At 33.0% G+C, this 21927-nt stretch carries 18 protein-coding genes; 3 read left to right on the plus strand and 15 right to left on the minus strand.

The genetic code is table 11. The features are described from left to right. Positions 1 to 299: 299 nt before the first annotated feature. Positions 300 to 1118: an SDR family oxidoreductase gene (locus CD034_RS10410; RefSeq protein WP_103288361.1), complete on the minus strand. Its 819-nt coding sequence runs from the start codon at positions 1116 to 1118 to the stop codon at positions 300 to 302. Between the two features lie 215 nt (positions 1119 to 1333). Here CD034_RS10410 and ppx point away from each other — a divergent pair, with 215 nt between their 5' ends. Together ppx and CD034_RS10420 are read left to right on the plus strand one after the other, a co-directional pair. Then, positions 1334 to 2875 carry an exopolyphosphatase gene (gene ppx / locus CD034_RS10415; protein WP_103288362.1) on the plus strand — a complete coding sequence of 514 codons (1542 nt, stop codon included), beginning with the start codon at positions 1334 to 1336 and terminating at the stop codon, positions 2873 to 2875. Between the two features lie 102 nt (positions 2876 to 2977). Beyond that, on the plus strand, positions 2978 to 5143 hold the full coding sequence (locus tag CD034_RS10420; RefSeq protein WP_077700012.1) for an RNA degradosome polyphosphate kinase: 2166 nt from the start codon (positions 2978 to 2980) through the stop codon (positions 5141 to 5143). A gap of 56 nt (positions 5144 to 5199) precedes the next feature. On the opposite strand, the gene CD034_RS10425 is transcribed toward CD034_RS10420, so the two are convergent. Beyond that, the gene (locus tag CD034_RS10425; protein WP_103288363.1) at positions 5200 to 6432 is read right to left on the minus strand and encodes an acetylornithine deacetylase; all 1233 of its coding nucleotides are present in this window, start codon (positions 6430 to 6432) and stop codon (positions 5200 to 5202) included. Positions 6433 to 6557: 125 nt separating this feature from the next. Then, positions 6558 to 7253 (minus strand): SDR family oxidoreductase, encoded by a 696-nt coding sequence (locus tag CD034_RS10430; RefSeq protein WP_103288364.1) that lies wholly within the window; start codon positions 7251 to 7253, stop codon positions 6558 to 6560. A 155-nt stretch (positions 7254 to 7408) separates the two neighbouring features. On the opposite strand from CD034_RS10430, the gene CD034_RS10435 reads away from it, so the two are divergent. Continuing rightward, on the plus strand, positions 7409 to 7693 hold the full coding sequence (locus CD034_RS10435) for a DUF1413 domain-containing protein (RefSeq protein ID WP_049334717.1): 285 nt from the start codon (positions 7409 to 7411) through the stop codon (positions 7691 to 7693). A 155-nt stretch (positions 7694 to 7848) separates the two neighbouring features. Here the strand turns inward: CD034_RS10435 and CD034_RS10440 are convergent, their stop codons facing one another. From CD034_RS10440 to CD034_RS10495, 12 genes are all read right to left on the minus strand, one after another. Further along, on the minus strand, positions 7849 to 8040 hold the full coding sequence (locus CD034_RS10440) for a hypothetical protein (protein WP_002448449.1): 192 nt from the start codon (positions 8038 to 8040) through the stop codon (positions 7849 to 7851). 333 nt (positions 8041 to 8373) lie between these two features. After that, on the minus strand, positions 8374 to 11205 hold the full coding sequence (locus CD034_RS10445; RefSeq protein WP_103288365.1) for a DEAD/DEAH box helicase: 2832 nt from the start codon (positions 11203 to 11205) through the stop codon (positions 8374 to 8376). Continuing rightward, the gene (locus tag CD034_RS10450; RefSeq protein ID WP_002488794.1) at positions 11205 to 11600 is read right to left on the minus strand and encodes a (deoxy)nucleoside triphosphate pyrophosphohydrolase; all 396 of its coding nucleotides are present in this window, start codon (positions 11598 to 11600) and stop codon (positions 11205 to 11207) included. Before CD034_RS10450 ends, CD034_RS10445 begins: the two co-directional genes overlap by 1 nt. A gap of 442 nt (positions 11601 to 12042) precedes the next feature. Next, positions 12043 to 12909 (minus strand): UTP--glucose-1-phosphate uridylyltransferase GalU, encoded by an 867-nt coding sequence (gene galU, locus CD034_RS10455; RefSeq protein WP_002448353.1) that lies wholly within the window; start codon positions 12907 to 12909, stop codon positions 12043 to 12045. A gap of 158 nt (positions 12910 to 13067) precedes the next feature. Beyond that, positions 13068 to 14423: a gluconate:H+ symporter gene (locus CD034_RS10460; RefSeq protein WP_103288366.1), complete on the minus strand. Its 1356-nt coding sequence runs from the start codon at positions 14421 to 14423 to the stop codon at positions 13068 to 13070. A gap of 43 nt (positions 14424 to 14466) precedes the next feature. Continuing rightward, a complete protein-coding gene (gene gntK / locus CD034_RS10465) occupies positions 14467 to 16005 on the minus strand; it encodes a gluconokinase (protein ID WP_103288367.1) in 1539 nt (512 codons plus the stop codon). A 22-nt stretch (positions 16006 to 16027) separates the two neighbouring features. Continuing rightward, the gene (locus CD034_RS10470; RefSeq protein WP_064207095.1) at positions 16028 to 16708 is read right to left on the minus strand and encodes a GntR family transcriptional regulator; all 681 of its coding nucleotides are present in this window, start codon (positions 16706 to 16708) and stop codon (positions 16028 to 16030) included. Between the two features lie 116 nt (positions 16709 to 16824). Further along, positions 16825 to 17547 (minus strand): MerR family transcriptional regulator, encoded by a 723-nt coding sequence (locus CD034_RS10475; protein WP_002488749.1) that lies wholly within the window; start codon positions 17545 to 17547, stop codon positions 16825 to 16827. Between the two features lie 91 nt (positions 17548 to 17638). Continuing rightward, complete coding sequence (locus tag CD034_RS10480) at positions 17639 to 18514, minus strand: alpha/beta fold hydrolase (RefSeq protein ID WP_002448335.1); 876 nt, start codon at positions 18512 to 18514, stop codon at positions 17639 to 17641. A 123-nt stretch (positions 18515 to 18637) separates the two neighbouring features. Further along, entirely contained in the window at positions 18638 to 19339 is a 702-nt protein-coding gene (locus CD034_RS10485; RefSeq protein ID WP_002454864.1) for a GTP pyrophosphokinase, read from the minus strand. A gap of 156 nt (positions 19340 to 19495) precedes the next feature. After that, the gene (locus CD034_RS10490; protein WP_002448481.1) at positions 19496 to 19909 is read right to left on the minus strand and encodes a DUF2188 domain-containing protein; all 414 of its coding nucleotides are present in this window, start codon (positions 19907 to 19909) and stop codon (positions 19496 to 19498) included. 72 nt (positions 19910 to 19981) lie between these two features. Further along, positions 19982 to 21919, minus strand: coding sequence for an FUSC family protein (locus CD034_RS10495; RefSeq protein ID WP_037556164.1), 1938 nt, complete (start codon positions 21917 to 21919; stop codon positions 19982 to 19984). Positions 21920 to 21927 lie beyond the last annotated feature (8 nt).

The raw sequence follows: 21927 nt of genomic DNA on the forward strand, positions 1-21927 counted from the left end.
CCTAGACTAGGGGTTCTTTGTGTATTGGATTATCTGCCGTCTTTTTTATTCTTATATTGTTCAAACCAATAATCAAACAATATATTGAGCCACCTATTTAATATAGGTGCGATAACGAGTACAAATATTAACGTCATAACTTCACCCCCTTTAAACGTACGACCGTCTAAAGGAAAGACGACAACAACATTATAACATTTTTATAAAATATGATAATTTATCTAAATACATAAAAAGCGAGAGACAGCCTCATACTGACGCCATCTCCCACATTTAAACACTAATATATCTATTATGATTTATTCTACAGAATGTTTCCATTTATCTTCACTTAACATTTCACCAGGCCAAGTGTATGCCATCACACCACCATCAATACGAATCGTTTCACCTGTAATAAATGAACTATCATCTGATGCTAGGAAAGCAACCAATTTACCTACTTCTTCAGGTTGTCCTAAACGACCAAGTGGAGTGACCCATTTCTGATTATCGCGGAATGTTTTACCCGCTTCATCTTCAGATGTACCAGCTAAATGATCTACAAGTGGTGTTTCAATGGTACCTGGTGCAATCGCGTTCGCACGAATATTTTCACGTCCATATTCAATCGCAATCGATTTAGTGAAATTAATGACGCCACCTTTAGCGGCATTATAACCAGAACGATACAAGTCTGCTGCTTGTCCTGAGAATGAAGCTGTATTAATGATTGAACCACCATTATTCAACATTAATGGTAATAAGAATTTCGTTACTAAGAACGTCCCTCTCATATCAACAGACATAATTTTATCAAATACTTCAACTGGATATTCATGAATACGTCCTGCCCCATTATCTACACCTGCATTGTTGAAGATAATGTCAATGTGACCATAGTCTTGTTTAACTTTCTCAGCAAAATCTTTCACTTGTTGATCTTGAGAGATATCAACTTTATAAGCTGTCGCTTTACCGCCTTCTTGATTAATGTCATCTACAGTTTTTTCTAATTCATCTGAAATATCAAGTGCTAAGACATGTGCCCCTTCTTTAGCTAACACTTTTGCTGATGCTTGTCCAATACCTGTACTTGCACCTGTGATGACTGCAATTTTATCTTCTAAACGTTTCATCTTGTCACACTCCTAGTGAACTTGTTTTCTAATACAACCTTATTGTTCCACTAAACAGTTTAGATTAAACGTTATACTAAAAATGAAATCGTTTTACAATTGAATTCTTTTTTATATTCAAAGAAATGCAAATAGGATTCGTATCTTTTTCTATTTATAAAATTCATGTAAAATAAAACTATAATAGGAAGTATTGAAAGACTTAGGAGGCCATGATGGAAGAACGTATAGGATTAATAGATATTGGCTCAAATACGATTAGATTAGTTATCTTTAGATTTAGCAAAGATGCAGGATTAAATGAATTGCTCAACATTAAAACGCCTGCTCGCTTGAGTCAATACTTGACAAAAGAAAATAAAATGAGCCAAGAAGGCATTAACGTACTCATTGAAGCATTACGCAGTTTTAAATCTGTATCTGAAAAATTTAAAGTAAAAGCATTACATCCTATCGCAACAGCAGCGATTCGTCAATCTGAGAATAAGGATGACATTGTTAAAAGAGTGAAAGATGAACTTGATATTGAAATCTCAATTATTCCTGAAAAAGAAGAAGCATATTATGGTTACTATGCTATTACTCATACCACTGAAATTGAAAATGGCGTATCTGTAGACATCGGTGGCGGTTCAACGGAAGTTACTTTATTTAAGGATAAAGAACTATTTGAATCACATAGTTTTCCTTTCGGGGTAGTCACGTTAAAACATAAATTCTTTGATGGCAAAGACCACAATGATAAAGGTGCGATCAAAGATATGGAGAAATTTTTATCTCAACAATTTAGTACATTGGATTGGCTTAAAGATCAAGAGATTGCCTTAGTCGGCGTTGGTGGTTCTGCACGTAACGTAGCACGTATTCATCAATCTGAACACGCTTATCCTATAAGTGGCGTACACAATTATACAATGTCAGATAAAGATATTGATGAAGTGTACAACATGATACGTAAAAGTTCACGTGATGAGTTAAATAACCTAGATGGATTAAGTCGCGATCGTGCAGATATTATTCTTCCAGCAGTATCAGTATTTAAGACACTTTATAAAAAAATAGATGCGAAGCAATTCACATTTTCAAGAAATGGCTTACGTGAAGGCTATATTATTAAACAAATCCGCTCACGCTATCCAGATGTATTTGACAAACATAATGTGCGTAAAGAAGCGATTTATTTCTTAGCACATGACTATCATATCGAAGAACATAGCTCACAAGGTCGTTTAAAATTAGCACAATCTTTATTAAAACAATTAATGGATTTAGGTGATTTAAAGATTAATGACACAGAGCAACGTCTATTTGAAGAAGCAACCTATATTTATTATTTAGGTAGATTTATTGATTCAGATTCAAGTTCTCCACATACGTATTATATTATCGCGAACTCAATGATTAATGGGTATACACATAAAGATCGCGTTAAACTCGCCCTTTTAGCAAGTTTTAAAAATAAATCTTTACTTAAGTTCTATTGTAAAGAAACAGATTGGTTTAGTAATAAGGAAATTGAAACCATTCAAGCATTAGGTGGCATTATTAAATTTGTGAATGCTTTAAATATTTCACAAACTAGCTTTGTTCAAGACGTGACTTTAAAAGAAACGAAAAAAAGCAATGACGATTATGAACTGACCGTACATTATACTGAAGGCGAACCGATTGCTGAGAAATATCAAGCATTAAGACAGAAAAAGCATATTGAAAAGATTCTTAAAGGATCAGTATCCATTGTCTTTACAAAATCTTAAAATTTGTATGCTATATTATAGGTAGATAGTTCTGTCATAGACTATATAGTTTTACAAATAGAAAGATTGATAATCGAAGAAATGACGAGGTGTATTTTGAATATGCAAACTCAATTGGGAGACTATGATATTAGCTTGCCGAAATACTATAATAATCGCGAACTTAGTTGGTTAGATTTCAACTATCGTGTATTACAAGAAGCTTATGATAACAACAATCCACTATTAGAAAAATTAAATTTCGTATCTATCTTTAGTTCGAACTTAGATGAATTCTTTATGGTGCGTGTGGCTGGTTTAAAAGACCAAGTAAAAATGGGATTCGATAAACCTGAAAACAAAACACAAATGACACCACAAGAACAAGTAGATGCTATTCAAGAAAAAGCTAAAAAATATGTCAATATGCAATATGAACGCTATAACGAACTTATCGAAGAATTACGCAATTATGACATTGTGATGTGTAAACCAGAAAACTTATCTGACTCTATTTTAAGTAAGTTAGAAAGGGATTTTAAACTCACGATTTTACCAACGTTAACACCACTTGGTATAGATGCATACCACCCTTTCCCAAAACTAAATAATAAAAGTCTAAATATCTTCGTAGATATCGATACAGATGATGCCATTAACTCAGCTATTGTTCAAATTCCATCTCTTATCCCTAGATTCTTAACTTATAATGAAGGCTCAAAACAATATGTAGTCATGGTAGAAGATGTCATTACACACTTCATCAATCACTTATTTACAGGCTATGAAGTATTAAATACCTTTACATTTAGAATTACTAGAAATGCTGATTTAACGATTCATGAAGATGGCGCTGAAGACTTACTTATCGAAATCGAACGTTTCTTAAAAGAACGTAAAAGTGGTTCTGCTGTACGCTTAGAAGTCGACAATCGTACCGCTTCTATCGAAGATTTAGGTTGGCTAACAGAAACGTTAGAAGTAGATGAACAAGACGTTTACTTACTTAACGGACCTTTAGACTTAACATTTATCTTTGGCTTAGTTGATCATCTATCCCATAAATTAAAATATTTAACATATGATAAATATACACCACAAATTCCACGTTCATTAGGTAACAATAATGTGTATGATCTTGCATTAAAACGTGATGTCTTTTTCCATCACCCATACGAATCATTTGAGCCTATCGTCGACTTTATTCGTGAAGCGGCTGAAGACCCTAACACGATTGCGATTAAACAAACGCTTTATCGTGTGAGTAAAGACTCACCCATTATTAAAAGCTTAAAAGAAGCGGCTGAAAATGGTAAACAAGTAACTGTACTTGTAGAATTAAAAGCGCGTTTCGACGAAGAAAATAACGTTCATTGGGCACGTATGTTAGAAGATGCAGGTTGTCATGTTATTTATGGTATGACTCATTTAAAAACGCATAGTAAAATTGCTCTAGTCGTTAAACGCATCGGTGGCAAATTAACTTCATTTGTACACTTAGGTACAGGTAACTATAACGATAAAACTGCAAAACTATACACAGATATGGGTGTGATTACGACAGATACATTAATTGCTGAAGATGCCATTAATTTCTTTAACTATTTAAGTGGTTACTCAGTTAAACCTGAATATAATAAATTAATTGTCGCACCATTTGATATTCGTGACGTCTTTATTGATCGTATTGATAAAGAAATTGCAAGTCATCGTCAACATGGTAACGGTAAAATTATGATGAAAATGAATTCCTTAACTGATAAGGCCATCATTGAAAAATTATTTGAAGCATCTCAAGCGGGTGTTACCATTCAACTTATTATTCGTGGTATCTGTTGCCTAAAACCAGGCATTCCAGGTGTCAGCGAAAATATTGAAGTTGTAAGTATTGTAGGTCGTCTATTAGAACACTCTCGTATTTATTACTTCTACAATAATGGTGACGAACGTATTTATTTATCATCTGCAGACGTCATGACACGTAACATGATTAAACGTGTTGAAATCTTATTCCCTGTAGAAGATAAAGAAATCGGTAAACGTCTTGTAGACTTTATGAATTTACAATTATCTGATAATCAAAAAGGACGTTATCAAGATCAGTATGGTGAGTATCATTACGTTCAAAATGATTTATCTCCATTAAATTCACAAGCTTACTTGATGAAAGAAGCAGTTAAGTATGGTAAAAAGCTAAAAAAGGAGGCAACCCAGCCTTCAGGAATGCCCGTCGTTTCTAAAAGAAGAGCTAGCTGGGTCAATCGTCTTCGAAACACATTAAAAAAATAATGTGACTATAAAATAGCCAAGTCGTGTCATTCATCAGCACGACTTGGCTTTTTAATTTATTTCTCAGGATGGTCATACCAGTGTTTTAAGAATGTATATAACACATCACTATAAGTTTGAAGTTCTTGTGCTTCTATCTTTTCATCTACACTATGAGCTTCTTCTAAACTACCTGGACCATATAAAATGGTTGGAATATCAAAATGAGCAGTCCAACCTCCATCTGTCACTGTGGTACTCATACCATGTTTCATTTCACTGTGATGAACGTGATAATGTGCATCTTGTAATTGTTTAAAGCCTGGATGTTCTAATGGAATCGTAAAACTTGGGAAAATTTCTCCTTTATCTTCTATCATTGATTCACCGCCCCATTCGAACTGTAACGGGTTCTCTCTCAACCAAATGTCTGCATCTGCAACACGATTTAAATACGCTTCTATCTCTTTTGTAACGTCTTCATAACTTTCATTCGGTAAATAATGAACCGTAATCCATAAACGACATTCATCAGCAATAAAAGCAGGATGGCGTCCCCCTTCAATCACTGCTGGATTAATCGTATTCGCACCTGGTGGCATACCAGGACTATGTTTCATCACTGCCCAGTGTTGTTCGAGTTCATTCAGTGCTTGAATGATTTTGGTCATTTTTTCAATTGCACTCGCACCAAATAAACCTCCACCTGCATGAATCGTTTGACTACGTGCGCCATCATGAATGGTATTCTTACTTTTAACCGTAATCCATCCTGTAATGACTCCGCCTTGTCCAAGTGCCATATTTTCACTTGTATCTAATACTAATGCCAAATCTGCGTGAGGACCGATTTCACATGCGCGTTTCGTCCCCGCTTCACCCACTTCTTCTCCTACTACAGATTGCACGACAATATCTCCTTTAGGTCGTCGTCCTTCTTGATGTAACTTTTCAAGCACATAAAACAGCGAGGCCATACCGCCTTTCATATCACTCACACCACGACCATATAGCCATCCCTCTTTTTCAGTCAGTTGAAACGGTGGATATTGCCAATTAGAATCATCGTCCACATTCGCCACATCTACATGACCATTGAGAATTAATTTAGGTGCATCCTCATCTTCCCCTTTTAATGTTGCGACGATAACACTATCATTTTCATATAAATGTTCACGTTGAATATCAAAATTTAGTGTTTTTAATAAGTGTTCAATGTCATCTTGTAAAGGATCCGTATTACGTCCAGGAGGACTCTCTGTATTATATTTAACTAATACATCTAACAATTCAAATAAACGTTGTTCCATCACTTTATCACCCTTTTAAGTTATATGATCTTTCAATATAAGTGTAACATTTCAACACTAATATTGAAGGGTAAAAAAGAAGCATTCCCTACCTTAGGCAAGAAACGCTCTTATTCTAATTAGGTTTAAACTGGACGAACGATGACTTCATTAACGTTTACATGTGCAGGTTGCGTCACTGCATAGATCACCGCATCAGCTATATTCTCAGGATCTAATTTCTTTCTATCACCAAAATCAGATCCTTCTGTCATAGGTGTATCTACCATTCCTGGTAAAATACTGGTTGATTTAATACCCGTTCGCGCAAGCTCTTTTTCTAAAGCTTCTACAATACGTAATACAGCAGATTTCGTTGCACTGTATAATGCACTCGTCTTATTAACTTCAAAGCCTGAAATCGATGCCATATTGACAATATGACCACTAGATTGTTCTTCAAAATGAGGAAGTACAGCATTCAGACCATATAACAATCCTTTAATATTCGTATCAATCATTTTATCCCAATCGTCTACTTTGTAATCTGTGATTTTAGAAGATAAGTTAATGCCTGCACAATTAACAAAGATATCAACTTTCCCAAATTTAGCAATCGCATTTTCTACAAGAGCATCCACATCATCACAATACATCACATTGGTTGGCGTAATAAGGTAGTCTCCTTCATTCAAATGTTCTGCAACACGTTGTAACTTCTCATCACTACGACCAGCTAGCACAACTTTAGCACCTTCTTCAGCAAGTCGTTTGGCTGTTGATTCACCAATGCCACTACTTGCACCTGTAATCATCGCAACTTTATTTGTTAATTTAGCCATATTCATCATCCTTTATTGTTGTTTATTCATTCCATTTCCATAATTCTTTATACATAAACGTCATTATCAATTTAAAGTCTCAATTATAGATTGTAATTTAAACTTAAACGTAATAAAGTGAAGATATATATGACTATAAATAAAGGGGAATAGATATGTCTGTGATTGCGAAAGATTTTAGTCCATTAGTTCAAGCATTACGTCAAAAAGTAGGTCGCACAAGTTTTTCATTTCGTTTCGAAGATTTATTTACTAAAGAAGAATGGTTACACATGAGTGTCAAAGAACGTACACGCCAAGAAAGAGAATTTATTGCACGAATGGATCACATTCCAAATATTCGAATGCCTTTTTCTAGTGAAGATGGCTATAAGTTCAAATTGTATAATCAAGAGTACCAATATAATGAAGTAAAGAACAATTTTAAATCTTTATCATAAAAATAAACCCGCATCAAGGGAAGTGAGATGCGGGTTTCAACACATTATCTAAAAATGATTGGGGGTATATTTAGGATATGCCCTCGACTGCTCACCAACGAGGGCATGATAGGATACTTTCTTGAATGTTATAGGAGGTCATTCAATTTTGTATTTTAATTTGTAACTAGTGTTTTACGTTCGAGACCATAGAAATATAAACGTTCTGCGTCTAAATAAGACATTGAATCAATTGTCATATATCCATCTTTTATATCACTAATTAATCCTTGGTTTACGCCTGTTTTTAAATAAATATCGTAGCTGCCTTCTTCAGAAAAGATAACGCCTTCTATTACTTTTCTCATTAGTATCACTCCAATTACTTATTCCTTACAATTCTTATCATACACGCTTTTTTATATTTTAAAAGGGGTATGTGATAGTTTTCACAAATAGTTCAATAATTTGAAAATTTGTTTGTTCATTTTTTCACATGTAAGTTGAATTTAAATACTAAGTATGTTAGGGAATTAAAAAAATTTCGATACCTTCATATTCCTTTTTAATTAATTAAAAAAGAAGCATAAAATCATTAAATCTTATGCTTCTTTTCTAAAAAATATTTAGTGATAAAATGCGTTTAAATATATATTCACCCAATTTATTTAATTTAATTAAAACTAACAATAAATCGCTATTTAATTTACTAAATATCTATAAATATCATCTCTAATTGGAGTTTTCATTATAAAATTCATGGTCACAATCTTATCTTCCGTGACATTAGTTGTCTCATTTGCGCTACCTTTCACATACTCAGCTTCTCCTAAATAATAATGCTGCGAGCCTTCAGAATCATTTTTCTTAACAAAAATATATATTGTCTTTTCGTCCTCTTTATGATTAATAATTTGCTTTATTTCTTTATTCTTTAATGATACATTTTTTCTTGAAAACCAAGCAAACTCTTCTTGATTTAAGAAATGATCTTCATATTTTATACTATCATCTATATCTTCTGACTTATGATAAGTAATAAATAATGGTATGTGTTCATCCAAAATTCTATAGCCATATATATTATTTGCCATATTTTTCTCATGATTTCTCCAATTTACTAATTTAAGAAAATCTAAGCGTGTATATTGATTATATAAGATTAAATCATTTCCAGAATCTTGAATTTTTTTATTATAATATTTTGCTATGGCTAGAATATCCAAAACAAATGCTTGATAATCTTCATCTTTAAGATACTTAGAAAAAGTTTTACTTAGTCTTTTTGTCTTAATATCTATAATTGGACTACCATATCTTTCATTTTCATTTTTTCCAAAATAGTTTAAAGATAGAATATTTAAAGAAGTTTCCAAGTCATCTTTAGGTATTGATGCATAATTATTTTCACTTATTATACTTTCTAAAATTTTATAATCAGCTTGTTTTAATCCGGGTAGTAATTCTTTTGATAAAAAAGTTAGATTTTTAACAGCATCTTTATTAAAATCTTTTTCAATATAATTATATTTTTTCAGAAATAAATAATAATTGTTAAACTTAGAGATAATCACTTTGGGATCAATAGAATTTTGAGTAATGAAATCCATAAGCATAGGTGTTCTACCTATTCTTTCTTTTACACTTTCAAATGCTTCTTTTATTATTTTAGTACTATTTAAATTAGCATGATCAATTGATTTAAAAATTTTCTTTTTAGCTATTTCCTCAAAGTTAATAGTTGACACACCACTTAATTTATTAGGTTCAGTCAGAAATTTTCGATAGTCGTCTTTGTTATGAGATTGATTATCTGATAAAGCAATAGGAATTAAATAATTATTTTCATAATTTCCAATAAAGTCGATAATCGTTACAAACTCTTTTTCTGAACTTTTTCTTAAGCCCCTTCCAAGTTGTTGAGTAAATATAATGCTAGATTGAGTACTTCTTAGCATTACTATTTGATTAACTTCTGGAATGTCTATTCCTTCATTAAATAAATTAACAGTGACAATATAATTGATTTTTCCATTAACCAATTCATTTATTACTTTTGTTCTCTTATTCTGAGTATCTGAGCCTATTAAAGCTTTACTCGGAATATTATTAAGCGATAATTTTTCAGCTATTTCAGTCGCTTCTTCTTTTCGACTTACAAAAATAAGTCCTTTTAACTGACTACCTGAGTATCCATAATAATTTGTTTTTTCAATAATATGTTTTATTCTTTCCTCTGAAGTTAAATCTTTTAATTCAGTATAATCATCACTTGTTACACCATTATGAATGTAATCAGTTACTCCAAAATAATGAAAAGGACATAAAATATCGCTCTCTAAAGCTTTAGGTAGCCTAATTTCATAAGCAATGTTATTATCAAATAACTCAAAAATATTTCCTTCATCGGTTCTTTCAGGTGTAGCAGTCATTCCAAGCATAAAATTAGGTTGGAAATAATTCATTATAATCTGATAGGTCGATGCATCTGTTCTATGAGCTTCATCAAAAACAATATAATCAAATTCTTTTTTATCAAAAACTTCATAATTATTATTGTTAGACAATGTTTGAATTGTTGCAAAAAGATATTTTGCTTCGATATCTTTATGTTTACCAGTATAAAAGCCAAAATCCGTTTCTTGATTAAAAGGAAGAACTTTTTTAAATTCTTTCATTGCCTTTTTCAAAATACCTTCATTATGAACAATAAATAAAAATTTTTGAGGATTATAGTTTCTAACATCTAAGGCACATAAAATCGTTTTACCTGTTCCAGTTGCAGAAATTACTAATCCTTTATTCTCTCCAGAATTTCTAAGATTTTTTAAAGACATTAATGCTTCTTCTTGCATAATGTTAGGTTGGATTTCATTAGATTTTTTAAATCGGTTAACCAAACGATTTTGTTCTCTATTTATTTTTAAAAAATCTTTATATAATTTAGACTCAAATATTTCTTCGTAATCATTAATCCATTGAGAATTTAGACTTATACTATTTTCCCAAAGCACTTCAAATTGATTTTTTAAATTATAAATTAACTCTCCGTTTTTATGAGTAGATAATAAAATATTATGTTCATAATTTATTTTCATAGCAGTCGATGTTAAATTGGAACTTCCTATAATCATTGAAGAATAATCTTTATGATCAAATATGTATCCTTTAGCGTGAAAGCCTTCTACATCAGTTAATCGAACTTCTATATTTTCTAGTTTTAATAATTCTCTATACATTTTGGGTGTATTAAAACCTAAATAATTAGAAGTGATTAACTTACCTTTAATCCCTTTATGATTTAAATCATTGAATATAGTTTTTAAACTTGCTAAACCACTTTCTGTTATAAATGCTACAGATATAAAAAAAGAATAACATTTTTCTAATTCATTAATAATAGAAGTAAGCACGTTTTGATTATTATTGTTTACAAGTAACTTAGGAGTTAAATTACTTTCATTTGTCAGATTTTTATCAATAAATCCTTTTTTTAAGGATTGTTTTAGATTTAATATTAGTTTGTCTTCCATTAATTTTTACCTTTAACAATTATTTCTACAGTTGGAATATCAGCAGGCGCCCAATCCAATTCAGTAAGTTCATCGGGTTCTAACCATTTTATTTCTTTATGTTCTGTTAAAGTTGGCATTTCATTATTTAATGTACATTTATAAGTTGTAAGGTTAACGATCCCAAAATCGTATTCATATTCAGCTGCTATTATTTTACTTTCTACAGTTAAATCGCATTTCATTTCTTCATTTATTTCTCTAATTAAAGCTTCTTCTTCTGTTTCTCCCTTTTCTATTTTTCCACCTGGAAATTCCCATTTTAGAGGTAAACTCATATTTTCATTACGTTGTGCACATAGGATTTTATTTTCCGAATAAATAACTGCACCAACAACGTTAATATTTTTTTTCATAAATAACACCTCTGTTTTAGTTTATTTATTATAATTTTATCAAACTTCGCTTTTTCATCAATAACATACTAGGATTGAATTTCTTTAAAAATAAAACATCACTTATCCAAGAAAATTTTAATTCTCCCGAAAAGTGATACTATTAGTCAAAATATTGCTATTGCAACATCTATGATATTCAAATTTTATATTATATAATAAAAATGTCTTAGGAGAAGTCCTAAGACGCTGAGGAAAAGATTCTCAGAAAAAATTTCTGAGATGTTGAGGATTTATGGTTAGAGAAGTGTTTGTCGACAATTTATCTCTTCTCTAATCCAGGGCACGCCTTAGCGGAAAATAGGGTGTGTCCTGTTTTTAGGTTTAGTTTTGATGAGATTGAAGTGTCTAAGAAGATTGAAGAATCACCACTTGTTCTTCAATGTCTTAGGCACTTTAATTATTATAATCCTAAATGTTTAATAAATGTGACGAGTTCATCTTTCATTCTAGGATCTTTTAACGCATATTCTATTGTCGTTTTAACGAATCCTAATTTTTCTCCAACATCATAACGATTACCATCAAAGTCATATGCATACACTGGAACATCACTATTCATACGTTCAATCGCGTCGGTTAATTGAATCTCATTACCGGCGCCTTCTTTTTGTGTTTTTAAATAATCGAAAATTTCTGGCGTTAAAATGTAACGTCCCATAATCGCTAAATTAGAAGGTGCTGTACCTTGTTCAGGCTTTTCAACAAATTGTTTCACCTCATAGCGGCGACCTTGTTTCTCTAATGGATCAATAATGCCATAACGGTGAGTCACATGTTCAGGCACTTCTTGCACCCCAATAACAGAATGTCCTGTTTCTTCATATACATTCATTAATTGTTTAATCGCTGGCTCTTCAGATTCCACGATATCATCACCTAATAATACTGCAAACGGTTCGTTACCAATGAATTGACGCGCAGTATAAATGGCATGTCCTAATCCTTTTTGTTCTTTTTGGCGTACATAGAAGATATTCGCTAAATCTGTAGAATAATGTACTTTTTCTAATAAGTCTGTTTTACCTTTTTCTTCAAGGACCATTTCTAATTCTTTTTGATTATCGAAGTGATCTTCAATCGCACGTTTATGTTTACCCGTCACAATAATAATATCTTCAATGCCCGCACGTGCCGCTTCTTCAACAATATATTGAATCGTTGGCTTATCTAAAATAGGAAGCATTTCCTTAGGCATGGCTTTTGTCGCTGGTAAAAAACGTGTCCCTAAACCAGCCGCAGGTATGATGGCTTTCTTTATCTGTTTCAAACTCGAATATCTCCTTTGCGCATTCTGTCTTTTATATTATAAGTAAGTTTATCATTCTTTTATTGTCATTCATAGCGATTGACTGTATTCTTCCATGCTATAAAAAAATAAGAAGTAAGATTGAAATTCATTGATTTCTCTCTCACTTCTTTTATAAGTTATACAAACAAACTAATGAATAAGATGAAGATGATGCCCGATACTGAAATGATGGTTTCAAGTAATGACCAAGTTAAGAAGGTTTCTTTAACGGTCAATCCGAAATATTCTTTAAACATCCAGAACCCAGCATCGTTAACGTGTGATAAGATCACGCTCCCTGCACCAATGGCAAGTACGACAAGTGCCACATTTACATCTGAATGTTGTAATAATGGTAAGACGATACCTGTTGTTGAAATCGCTGCGACTGTTGCTGAGCCTAGTGCAATACGTAATACTGCAGCGACAATCCATGCTAGTAAGATAGGTGACAGGGTTGAACCTTCGAATAACTTAGCAATTGTATCCCCTACACCGCCATCAATGAGGACTTGTTTAAATGTACCGCCGCCACCAATAATTAAAATCATCATACCGATTGGGTAAATAGCATTCGTTACAGATTTCATAATGTCATCCATTTTTCTTCCTCTATGTAAGCCCATTGTAAAGATAGCAAAGATGACTGAAATTAACATCGCTGTACCTGCTGTACCGATAAAGTAAATGATTTGTTCAAACAGATTTTCAGCATTTTCATGTCCAGTCACTAATTGAACAACCGTTGATAATAACATTAAAATAACAGGTAATACAGCAGTGAGGATACTTAAACCAAAACTTGGCATTTCAGATTCTTTAAATTCTTTTTGTGAACCAAGTGCTGAAATATCCCCTTCACGTGTATAAGCAGATGGGATAAGTTTTTGTGCAACTATATTAAAAATCGGACCTGCAATGAGCGTCACTGGAATAGCAATAATAATCCCATATAGTAACACATGTCCAATATTCGCTTTTAATTCTTTTGCTATGACCACAGGACCAGGATGTGGTGGTAAGAAACCATGTGTCACAGATAATGCTGTTACCATAGGTAATCCTAATTTCAGTGGTGACACTTTCGCACGTTTAGCAATGGTAAAAACAAGTGGAATGAGTAATACGAGTCCTACTTCAAAGAATAATGCAATACCAACGATGAAAGCTGCAATCAGCATCGCCCATTGAACGTGTTTTTGTCCAAATTTATCAATCAGTGTATCCGCAATACGGTTGGCGCCTCCACCATCTGCAAGTAATTTGCCAAGTATTGCTCCTAATCCAAAGATGAGTGCAATATGACCTAGGGTGCCGCCCATACCTGCCTCTATCGTTTCCATTACTTTATTTAAAGGCATACCTAATAAGATGGCCGTGACAATCGATGTAATAATTAATGAAATAAATGTATTTAGTTTTAAGAAAATAATCAGTGTCAGTAGTAATACGATTCCAATGACAACACTTGCTAGTGTCCATATTGTTCCCATTTGTCTTCTCCCCTTTGATGTATAATTGATTTAAATATGTGGATTAATTAATATGTTTACGTTGAAAATCTGCAATTTCGTCATAGCGATCTTCAAGTGTACGGCTTAAGTTTATGAATATCGTTACAAGTTGTTGATATATATTTACTGTATCTTGGTTAGGTTGATGTGCATGAGTCGTACCAACCATATTTTCGATCATCGAATAATCTTCAATGTCTCCCAATGCTTTTAAACCAAGGACACACGCACCTAGACAAGAACTTTCATAACTTTCTGGTACGATGACATCAGTATCAAAAATATCTGCCATCATTTGACGCCATACTTCACTTTTCGCAAAGCCACCTGTTGCTTTAATCGTATTAGGTGTTTCATTCATTACTTCAACAAGTGCTAAATAGACGGTATAAAGGTTGTACAACACCCCTTCAAGTGCAGCGCGTATCATGTGCTCTTTTTGATGTGACAATGTTAAGCCAAAGAATGAACCCCGTGCATTCGCATTCCATAAGGGTGCACGCTCTCCCGCAAGATACGGATGGAAAATTAAGCCATCTGCCCCTGGCTTAACACGACTCGCTATTTTAGTAAGTACATCGTAAGGATCCACTCCCAGGCGTTTTGCTGTTTCAACTTCACTGGCGAGTAATTCATCTCGTAACCATCGAAGAATGACACCCCCATTGTTGACCGGTCCACCAATCACATAATGCTCTTCATCTAAGACATAACAGAAAATGCGGCCTTTATAATCTGTACGAGGTTTATCAATGACTGTACGAATCGCACCTGATGTCCCAATTGTGACTGCAACTTCACCTTTTTTATAACTATTAACGCCTAAATTTGATAACACCCCATCACTTGCACCAACCACAACCGGTGTATTTTCATCGATACCCATCAATGTGGCATAACGTTTTTTCATCCCTTTTAAAATGTGTGTCGTCGGTACAAGTTGAGGCAATTGAGAGGCTGAAATACCGAGTAATTCAAGTGCTTCTTGATCCCAGTCTAACTGTTGTAAGTTAAACAAGCCTGTCGCTGAAGCCATAGAGTGATCCATCACGTATTCTCCATAAAGTTGATAGAAAATATACGTTTTAATATCCGCAAACATTGCAGTATTTTGATAAATATCTGGTTGCTCATGTTTCATCCAAAAGATTTTAGAGAGTGGTGACATAGGATGAATGGGTGTACCTGTGCGTTTATAAATGTCATGTCCCCCATATTGTTCATTTATCAAGTCAGCATATTGATTCGCACGGTTATCCGCCCAAATTATACTTTCAGTTAAGCGCTCGTGTTGACTATCTAGTGCAATTAAGCTATGCATTTGCGCACTAAAAGAAATGAGTTTAATATCTTCTTTGCGCACCCCAGATTCGCGAACCACATGTTTGACTGTCATTAATACGGCATCGAATAATTCGTCAGGATTTTCTTCTGAAACATCAACGTTTGGTGTATGTAAAGGATAGCCAATATGATGTTTTGTAATAAATTGACCATGTTCATCATAAAGTACTGACTTCGTACTTGTTGTTCCAATATCTACTCCAATCATGTATTTCATATGTATTCCTTCTTCCTTCTATTTATTGTAACCAAAAGCTTTCAATATCTTTACCTACATCATCAAAGTTTAAATGAAACGCTTCTCTTAACGTATCAGTATCATAACGTTCTATCGCTTCTATAAATACCGAATGATTACGGTGTATTCTGTCAAAATCTTCTTTATTTGTTCTCATTCGCTCTCTCATTGAACATAATACAAGTACTTCTACAATGGGTTTCAAATGGTTCCAAAATGTTTGAAGATAATGATGTCGAGAGGCGTGAATCAATGCTTCATGCAATTGAAGATCGTGTTGCGTAAATGATTCAGCATCTTCAAATTGAATAGCGACTTTCATCATTTCTAAATGTTTTTTCATTTCTTTAATCACTTTTTTTCTATCAATATGCTTTAATTTTGAAAATGCAAAGGATTCAAGCATTAATCGTAAATCATATAATTCTTTCTTTTCTTGTTCACCAAATTCAAGAACCCTTGCACCCATGCGCTCGAGGTGAATGAGTTGATTCGTTTGCAGTAATTTAAATGCATCTCTAACCGGAGAGCGACTGACATCGAATTGTTTAGCCACTTGATTTTCAGTTAGTAAAGTATCGGGTTCAAGTGTACTATTAACAATCTGAAACCTAAGTTCCGCAGCGATACTTTCCCCTGTAGTCATTCTGTTTTTCCATTGTTTCGGATAATGTTGTTCCATCTTTTCACCTCAATACGTTAACTTGTATACAAGTATAGTAATACACTCACTCTATTTTTGCAAGCGCTTACTTTTTGTAATTTAAAACACCTAGCTCATTATAAGCCAGGTGTTTATTACGATTCGTTTTGATATACTTCGATACAATAATGTGTTTGATGGCAGTTGGGACATGTTAATTGTCTTGTTTTAGGTGTATGTTTCGCTTTCACGAAGGCACCTAATGTAGGTTTAAATGTATGCTGGCAATTCGGACATAGATATAACACTTTTTTTAAATATATTGCTGTCAGCGCAATGGCATATGTGATTAAGATGGGAAATATAACGATCAACGGCTTAGTTGAACGTCCTAATAGACTTAATAGTAAACCACTATAGTGTATGATCCCTAAGATTCCAGCACTTATCCAAATCTTTTTTCTAAAGTATGTTATTTTATATTCTTGTTTCATAGCGTCATCTATGTCAGTAAGATGGTTAATAGACGCACTTGATTGCTCAGAAATGTATGTGTCGACTTTTTCAATTTGATTTAATGTATGACTGTACACCTCTACTTTTGAGTGTAATGCATCTTTTCTCAATGAAAGTAGTGTCTTAAGTGTGTTCATATTTGTATCTTCATCAAGTAATGTCTTTATTTCATCTAACGTACATCCTAATTGTTTTAATACTAAAATCAGTTCAAGCTGCTTTACATGTTCGTCAGTATAATATCTGCGATTAGAGTCAGTTTGTCGATGAGCTATAAGTAATCCTCTTCGATCGTAATATTGTAGTGTTCGAATCGTGACTTTACTCTGTTTTGCCAATTCTCCAATCGTATAGTGTGACATATCATTCACCTCCTACTGTTAACATAGCTAATGACGCTACGTCATAAGCAAGTATGATTTTAACATTTGCTTATGCAGTCTGCCGGTCGTCTTATTCTTCTTGAATCCACTGTTTAATGTGGTCAATAATACCTATGGTTCCATTAGGCAAATTATCCAAGACAGCAGGAAAGTCGATATGTCCGATACCAGAATATATAACTTCATTTACTTCACCGCCATATTTTTTATACATTTTCATTGTTTCTTGTGAATCAGTGTAAGGAATGATTTCGTCATCTTCTCCTGAAATAAATAAAAGTTTAGGAAATTGCTCTATTTCCTCTATATCTGGAAGGTAATCTGCGTTTGTAGAATAAATGATATCTGTAATAATCGTTTTAATGGGTGCAATATATGAAAATAAGTTACGAATACTATTATTTTTGTTATGAAAAGATTTTTTCAAAATATACTGCGGTAAATTTTTAAAGGCAATCATCTCATCTTTAAAATGATCTCTTTTACTATTTGAAGTAAATAAGCGTGACAACATACTTTGATTTGGTGTAATACGTGCAGCGCTATTTAAATAAACCAGATGTGAAATAGGTAACGTATTAAATTTTAATAAACGTGTGCCTATCATTCCTCCCATAGAATAACCTATGATCACTAAGTTTTTAATACCGTATGTTTCGATAACTTGTGAAAGTACATCATTGATACGCTCAGAATAATCATCTAATGTATGTTGTTCTCTTACAATGTTAGAGCTTCTGCCTCTACTTGGACAGTTAACAAAAATAAGGTTGTTCTCTCTAAAATAAGGCTCAAACAACAACATAATGCGATATGTCATCATTGCTCCATGTATAAATACGATGGTTTTATCTGCATCCATATTTCCGGCAAATGCGACTTCAATGTGTTCACCCTTAAATTGTTTTAGTTCATATCGTTGTGACTTAAAATTCTGTTTAATCATTTTAAAACTCCAAAAAATATATATTACTATTAATTTATTTTATCATAAAAATATATCATTTTATTTTATATAAAAAAGCGAAACAATAGCTATACATTTCTATCGTTTCGCTATATGACTAAATTATTTATCTTTATCTTGAATCTCTGAGTGAATGGTTTGCATTTTTGCTTCGACATCTGAGATTTCTACTGCACATTCTTTAAGTTTGTCTTTATAGTCCTCTGTATTGGTATTATTTTTATAACGAATTTTATGCTCTAAACTTGCCCACATATCCATACCAATAGTTCGAATTTGAATTTCTACTGGTGTAACCTCTACTCTATCAGCTAGAAAGACTGGAATCGACACGACTATATGAAGACTGCGATAACCATTTTCTTTTGGGTGTTGTATATAATCTTTACGCTTAAGTAATTTAACGTCCTCTTGTTTTAATAATAATTTCTCAATCACATAAATATCTTCAAGATAATTACAGACCACACGAATACCAGCGATATCTAAAATATTGGTTTTCGCTGTTTCCGCATCTATAGTTAAACCTTTACGTTGCAATTTTTTAACTAAACTCGTCATTTCTTTGACGCGACGTTCCATATGATGAATTGGATTATGTTTGTAAATATGATTAAAATTGTCATCTAAAATATCTAACTTCGTACTAATCTCTTTTAATGCAGAAGAATATAAATGATCGAGCTCTACGAAACCCACTAGCTTATCGAAGGCTTCATCTCCATTCTTAAACTTATCAATATTTTCTTTGAATTCACTGCGTAGCTCTTCAATGTACAATGATGGTTTTCTCTCTACGTACATATTTGTTGCCTCCTTTAATCATCACTGTATATTATATCTAACTCTTAAGTGAACTAAAAATGATAACCTAGACTTGACGCTACTCATTTAGTCTGAGTCATTTAGTCATAAAAAAAGCCGAATAGCAAGTTTCATTGCTACTCGGACTCTATTACATTATTCATCTTTTTGATGTTCAATCACTTGTGTACCACGATTATCAGCAATTTCTTTGGCACGTTGTTTTGCTTCTTTTTTAGTACTAAACGTATCAGACGCTTGTTTTGCATCTTCTGTTTTAACTTTCCATTCATGATCCTCATAATATACATGAACATCTTCATCATTCAGTTCAGGTCGTGCTGATGGATCTTTTTGATGTTGAGTAATATGTTTATGTTTTAATTCTTCTAATTCTTCTTTACTGGCATCTTTGTACCATTCTTCTGCTTGTTTTGTTGCAATAGGAATAGCGTCTCCCTCTTTGTAGCCATCTTTTAACATCGCATTTGCAATATCAATTGCTTTTTTACGCTCTAATTCATCTAAATGTTTCCAAGTTTGTGGATAATCATTCATTGTCCAAGGCATGATGTCACGCTCCTCTATAGTGTTTAGTAAGCTTTACCACCATACGCTATAATGAAACGTCATACATTGATATTAAGCGTCCACCGTTTTCTGATGATTTGTATGATCAACGTCTTTACGTGTTGCTACACAATTATCTTGTAACTTCATTAAGGCAGATTTTAAATAATTATACTGTGGTAAATCCGTCAATTCTTTTTCATTAAGACTACCGCGTAATTCAAAATGTTTTGCTACATTTTCAAATGTGACAAGATATTCTCCCATTTGTTTTTCTGAAATGCGTTGACGTTGTTTGTCTTGCATTGCACGCATTAACATAAAGCTAATTTCTTCTAAGGCAAAAATACTTGGATAATAATAACGAATGGCCTCTTTACTTGAGAATAATTCACCATTGGCTGAATTGTACACTTGTGTCATATTATTCATTTTTACAGATAATGATAAACTTTCTGTTCTATCACGTGCTGTATCTTGGTATTTATTTTCTGAAAATAAATATTGGAAAATAACCGCTTCTTTACGTACCACTTCTGCAATCACAGTAGGTAACATGGTTGAAGCATTTTTTCGATTAATGATTAAAACACCAATGACCGCAATCACAATCCCGATCAATACGTCAACAATTCGTGTATACGCAATATCAATGGATAAATTACCAGAGGCTAAACCATTTAACAGGATGACTTGTGTTGTAATAAAAATAACTGCAAAAGCATAATTTGCTGCGACAAATCCTTCTGTCATCATAGCAGACAGCCCCATTAAAATGACTGCGACAATTAAATGAGGTTGGAAAAAGAGTATGGCTGATAGAAGTAAAGTCCCTACAATTGTTCCAAGACCACGTGCTAATGAACGGTCTAACATACGAATTGTCGTTAATCCTAATAATACTGTATGGGCGGATAATGGAATCCAATATGAACGTTGGATATTGAAAAATAACGATACAAAAATAGCTGCGCCCATAATAACAGCATACGTTAATGCATTGCGGAAAATAATGGAATCGAGTGTTAAGTTTTGAACGATACGTTTACTATATAATGGCTTACGAATACTCGCTTCAGATTCTATTTGTTCCGGTTGTAATTGTGCAATTTCGTCTATTTTAAGTATGTGTTGCATCAAACTTTCAAATGGTTCATCCACATCGACTTTTTTCGTCCATTTTTCTCGTTTTGAAGATAATTTATAGGCATTTCTTGTAATCATATCCATCATCTCAATCAGTTCTTGAGGGATGGGACGAATATTTTTTTCATTTAGTTCAAGTAACTCGGCATAAATTCCTTGGGCTGATGTATGAAGAAGCAATAACTTTTCAAAGCGAGAACTTAACTTTTCACTCATCGCAGTAGTCGATGTAATCAATAGTTTCTCTGAATTTTTAAATTTCGTTACTGTGTCTTGTGAAATATCATTAAATTTTTCAGCATCATTAAAGTGATGCATTAAATTATTAATCGTCTGAAAGTCAGAGGTAATCGCTCGATCTTCAGCTTTTTGTTTTTGGAATACAATAGTTAAAATGACGACTAATGTCGCTAACATTCCTCCAATAAAAATCGCTAAGCCACGAATCGGTGCTTGTTCTGGAGCGTCAGGTAAGTTACTGGATAAGCAAAATGTAACTAAAAAGAATGTGGATGAAGGACCCGCAATTTTTAACACATTAAATACATAGAATGGAATGACAGTAACGATCAATAATAATACGCCGTACAGAACTGGCTGATTGACAGTTAATGTTCCAAGCATCATACAAATGGTAAAGGATAACGTACAAATAATGACTGTTCTTAACATTGATTGTGCTGAACCTTTAAATACATAAGTATGTGCCAAAGTTCCGGTTGCTACGAGTAGACCAAAACTAAAATGTCCTAGTAAATACCCTATCAATGTTGGGATAATCATTAATAATCCTTGGCGTATACCTTTCCATAGATTAATTTTAGGCTTATCAAACCTTATTAATGAAGCAATCACATGTCCCACTACTATCT

Source organism: Staphylococcus hominis subsp. hominis, from assembly GCF_002901845.1.
In the GTDB taxonomy this organism is placed as follows: Bacteria; Bacillota; Bacilli; order Staphylococcales; family Staphylococcaceae; genus Staphylococcus; species Staphylococcus hominis.